Annotated in this window: 5 protein-coding genes; 4 read left to right on the forward strand and 1 reads right to left on the reverse strand. The window is 31.7% G+C overall.

Annotation, left to right across the window (positions count from 1 at the left end):
- The 4 genes from ACTG3S_RS02690 to ACTG3S_RS02705 all read left to right on the forward strand — a co-directional run.
- Positions 1 to 1,250, forward strand: a 1,250-nt coding sequence (locus ACTG3S_RS02690; protein WP_439127836.1) for an L-lactate MFS transporter, incomplete at its 5' end; no start/stop codon positions are given.
- Positions 1,251 to 1,437: 187 nt separating this feature from the next.
- Complete coding sequence (locus ACTG3S_RS02695; RefSeq protein ID WP_439127837.1) at positions 1,438 to 2,427, forward strand: aspartate-semialdehyde dehydrogenase; 990 nt, start codon at positions 1,438 to 1,440, stop codon at positions 2,425 to 2,427.
- A 102-nt stretch (positions 2,428 to 2,529) separates the two neighbouring features.
- Complete coding sequence (locus tag ACTG3S_RS02700) at positions 2,530 to 3,573, forward strand: 2Fe-2S iron-sulfur cluster-binding protein (protein ID WP_439127838.1); 1,044 nt, start codon at positions 2,530 to 2,532, stop codon at positions 3,571 to 3,573.
- Positions 3,574 to 3,594: 21 nt separating this feature from the next.
- The gene (locus tag ACTG3S_RS02705; RefSeq protein ID WP_439127839.1) at positions 3,595 to 4,260 is read left to right on the forward strand and encodes a LysE family translocator; all 666 of its coding nucleotides are present in this window, start codon (positions 3,595 to 3,597) and stop codon (positions 4,258 to 4,260) included.
- Between the two features lie 68 nt (positions 4,261 to 4,328).
- On the opposite strand, the gene ACTG3S_RS02710 is transcribed toward ACTG3S_RS02705, so the two are convergent.
- Positions 4,329 to 5,122 (reverse strand): M1 family aminopeptidase (locus tag ACTG3S_RS02710; RefSeq protein WP_439127840.1); only part of this gene is annotated, 794 nt, incomplete at its 5' end.

Raw genomic sequence — 5,122 nt, forward strand, 5'->3', positions numbered from 1 at the left:
AAAAATTAAAAAACAGATGGCTCATTGCAGCATCAGCAGTAGGAATCCATATTTCTATTGGCTCTGTATATGCTTATTCTGTAATGACAAACCCCGTAAAAGATGTATTTGAAGTAGAAGGAAGTGTGATAAAATGGGCTTTTAAAATTGCTATTTTATTATTAGGTTTATCTGCTGCATTTTTAGGAAGATGGGTAGAAAAAGTAGGTCCAAAAATTAGCGGAACCACGGCAGGTATTTTTTATGGTGTAGGTATTTTAGGTGCTGGTTTGGCAGTTCAAATAGAATCTTTATGGCTATTTTATTTATGTTATGGAGTTATTGGTGGTATTGGCTTAGGTTTAGGGTATATAACACCTGTAAGTACGCTGGTAAAATGGTTTCCAGACAAACGTGGTTTGGCTACAGGAATGGCAATTATGGGCTTTGGTTTTGCAGCCTTAATTTTTGGTCCTGTTATGGCTAAATTATTTGATACAGTAGGTGTTTCTAATGCATTCTATGTATTGGGTGTTATTTATATGGTGTTAATTTTATCATCTGCAAGATATATAGAAAGACCTCCTGAAGGCTATGCTCCTGAAGGATATAATGAAGGAGAAGGAAAATTAATTAAAGAAGATTTATCCAATATTACTGCCAACGAATCCTTACAATCGACACGTTTTTATTATATCTGGCTGATGATGTTTATCAATATAGCTTGTGGTATTGCCATTATTTCTGCAGCGAGCCCAATGATGCAAGAAAAATTGAGTTACACACCCATGCAAGCAGCAGCAATTGTTGGTTTTATAGGAGTTTTTAATGGTTTGGGTAGAATTACTTGGTCTTCTTTATCTGACTATTTAGGACGTGCAAATACCTTTATTATCTTTTTTGCTTTCCAGATTTTAGCGTTTTATTTCTTACCAAAAATTGGTGTAGAAAGTGTATTCTTAATCATTTTATTTACAGTAATTACCATGTATGGAGGTGGTTTTGCAATGCTACCAGCGTTTTTGGGAGATTTATTTGGCACTAAACAATTAGGTGCAATTCACGGAATGGTTTTAGCTGCTTGGGGTTTAGCAGGTGTTATAGGTCCAACAATTTACGATTTGGTAAAAGAAAAAACAGGCTCTTTAGACACCACCTTAATCATATTTGCTGGTTTATTTGTGGTAGCTTTAATAATATCCATTTTAATGAAAATCTCAATCAACAAATCTCAAAATTTAAAAAAGCACAAGTTAAGTATGGCTTCTTAAGCTATTTGAGTTATCAACAACAGAAACCTTTCAGTAAAAATTATTGAAAGGTTTTTTATTTAGAAATTATATCAACTTGTTGAAATTTAAACATTACAAATTATTTTGGTAAATATTTAATAAAAAAAAGGTTTGCATTTATTTTGTTAGCATCTTTGCAGCATCAATAAAAAAAATATTTAAACTGATGAAAATAGCAGTAGTTGGCGCAACGGGAATGGTTGGCACAGTAATGTTAAAAGTTTTAGAAGAACGTAATTTACCAATTACAGAATTAATTCCTGTAGCTTCAGAAAGATCTGCTGGTAAAAAATTATCTTATAAAGGAAATGACTATACCATAGTTACTTTACAAGATGCTGTAAGCTTAAAACCAGATGTAGCATTATTTTCTGCTGGTGGAGATACTTCTTTAGAATGGGCTCCAAAATTCGCAGAAGTTGGTACTACAGTCATAGATAATTCTTCTGCTTGGAGAATGGATCCAACAAAAAAATTGGTTGTACCAGAAATTAATGGTGATGTTTTAACTGCCGATGATAAAATTATTGCAAATCCAAACTGTTCTACCATTCAGTTAGTAATGGCTTTGGCACCTTTACATATCAAGTATAAAATGAAACGTGTGGTTATTTCTACCTATCAGTCTGTTTCTGGAACAGGTGTAAAAGCAGTACAGCAATTAGATAATGAAGAAGCTGGTATTGAGGGCGAAATGGCTTATCCACATAAAATTGGTAGAAATGCTTTACCTCATTGTGATATTTTCTTAGAAAATGGCTACACCAAAGAAGAAATGAAACTAGTAAAAGAACCAAAGAAAATTTTACGAGACGATTCTTTTTCTGTGACTGCAACTGCTGTTAGAATTCCTACAGCTGGTGGACATTCTGAAGCTGTAAATGTTCAGTTCGAAAATGATTTTGATTTGGCTGAAGTACGTCAAATTTTAAATGAAACTCCAGGAGTTATTGTAGAGGATGATTTAGCCAACAACGTTTACCCAATGCCAATTAATGCGCACAATAAAGATGAAGTATTTGTTGGGCGAATTAGACGTGACGAATCTCAAGAAAATACCTTAAATTTGTGGATTGTTGCTGATAACCTTAGAAAAGGTGCTGCAACAAATACTGTTCAAATTGCACAGTATTTAATTGATAAGAATTTAGTATAATTTTTTAGATTTCTCTTGAAGGTAAAAATGATTTATTATTTATCATTTTAAGCGAAATGCAATTTAACCAACGAATCTAAAAATTTTCAAAAAAAATATAAAATGGCAACATTTCATAAAGTAACCATACAAGAAATAAAACAAGAAACCGCAAACGCGGTTTCTATTGTTTTTAACATTCCCGAAAATCTAAAATCAGAATTTAATTTTACAGCAGGCCAATATATTACGCTTCAAAAAGTAATTAAAGGTGAAGAGCTAAGAAGAGCATATTCTATTTGCTCTACACCAAAAAGTGGCGAAATTAGAGTAGCCGTAAAAAAAGTAGAAAATGGTACTTTTTCTGTTTATGCAACCTCAGATTTAAAAGTTGGTGACGAAATTGAAATTTCTGCTCCAGAAGGTAGATTTCAGCTAAAACCAGAAGCGAATAAAAACTATATTGCATTTGCTGCAGGTTCTGGTATTACACCAATTTTATCGATGGTAAAAACGGTTTTAGAAAATCAACCAAATGCTACTTTTACATTGGTGTATGGAAACAAATCTATTGCAGACACTATTTTTTATGATGACTTATTGGATCTAGACATTGAATACGATAATTTTAACTTAGAATTTGTTTGTAGTAGAGAACAACAAGAAAACATGTTGTTTGGTAGAATAGACAAACCTTTTACCAACTTTTTTATCAAAAATAAATACAAAGATATTTCTTTTGATGCTGCCTTTTTGTGTGGCCCAGAAGAAATGATACATACCGTTTCTAATACTTTAAAAGAAGCTAATTTTACTGATGAAAATATTTATTTCGAGCTATTTACAGTTACTGAAGATGAAAATGCAGTTGCCGAAATTAAAGAAGGTACCACAGAAATAACTGTAATGTTAGATGATGAAGAAACTACCTTTACCATGTCTCAAACAGATAATGTTTTGGCAGCAAGTCTACGTAACGAGTTAGACCCACCTTACTCTTGTCAAGGAGGCGTTTGCAGTTCTTGTTTGGCAAAAGTTACAGAAGGCAATGCTGTAATGACAAAGAATTCTATTTTAACAGATGGCGAAGTTGCAGATGGTTTTGTGTTAACTTGTCAAGCACATCCTACCACCGCAAAATTAAAAATTGATTTTGATGATGTGTAAAATTCCGTATTTTTGTTAAATATGGATTTTTACGACTTTAAAAATGCTTTTCTAATAGGTTTTTTCATGGCTTTTATGATAGGACCTGTTTTTTTTATGCTGATACAAACCAGCATTTTAAAAGGTGCAAGAGCAGCCATTGCTTTTGATATAGGGGTTATTTTAGGCGATATTTCTTTTATACTAATTGCCTATTATGGCAGTAGATCTTTATTAGAAAAAATAAAAGACGACCCAAGACTTTTTTTTATCGGAGGCCTCGTTTTAATTATTTATGGTGTAATAACTTACCTAGATAAATCTAATAAAAAAGACGCTATAGAAACCTCTAAAATTGTAGAAGTCCCCATAAAAAACAACTACTTAAAACTATTTTTTAAAGGCTTTTTTTTAAACTTTATTAATATTGGTGTTTTGGCATTTTGGCTGGGCACTATTTTAGTAATTGGTCCTACTTTAGATATGAATCAAAATGCAATTTTTTCTTATTTTGGTGTCATCATTCTTGGATATTTTACAACAGATATTATTAAAATTGTACTTGCAAAGCAATTAAAAAGTAAAATGACGCCCTTTGTAATTTATAAAGTAAAAAAAATAATGGGGGTTATTTTAATAGTATTTGGTTTTTTACTGATGTTAAAAGGCTTTATCCCTAATGAAAGAATAGAAGAGTTTATTCATTAAAATTTTAAAAAGTTTATTCAAAAAAAAAGCGAAGTTTAAAACTTCGCTTTTTTTTAAGAATTGATATCCTAATTTTTACCAAATACATTATTATCTAAATTAACGTCTGCCATTAATTTTGTGGTATCAATTTCTACAGATTTTACGGTTTTAGAAGCTTTAAAAGAATAGTTTGGCATTGCCCAACCCCAATCTTCTAAAACGGTTGCTTTTGTTGGTTTGTGACCTCTCATCATTCTTAAAGGAATATTAAAATTCTCTTTAGAACCATCTGTATAAGTAACCTCTAAATCTATTGGCATTGGCATTTGTCCGATTCTTTCTAAAGTAATCGTTTTATCAACTACAGATTTAATACCGTAATCTATGGTGTGTAAAGTTTGCGTCCATTCATTTAAATACCAATCTAAATGAATACCAGAAACTTTTTCCATAGAGCGTTTTACATCATTTGGTGTTGGATGTTTAAAACTAAAATCTGTAAAATATTTTTTAAGCCCTTTTGCTGTATTTTCTTCGCCAATAATGTATTCTAATTGTGCTAAAAACATACTTCCTTTTCCGTAGGCTGCAAAACTATAGCCTCTATTTGTATTAAATCTGTCTGAATGGGTTGTTAACACCTCTTCTGTACCAGATTGAACCATATAATTATAGCCTCTGTAAGGTCCTGCATTTGGGTTTTTACCTCCTCTTTTCATAATTTCTGCAGATGCTTTACCAGATATATAACTTGTAAAACCTTCATCCATCCAAGAATGTTTGCTTTCGTTAGTTGCTAACAAAAACTGAAACCAAGTGTGTGCCATTTCGTGAGCTGTTACACCAAATAAACTTCCAAAATTTCTTTTACCGGTAATTA

Origin of the sequence: Polaribacter sp. (assembly GCF_965656025.1) — a bacterium.
Taxonomy (GTDB): Bacteria; Bacteroidota; Bacteroidia; order Flavobacteriales; family Flavobacteriaceae; genus Polaribacter.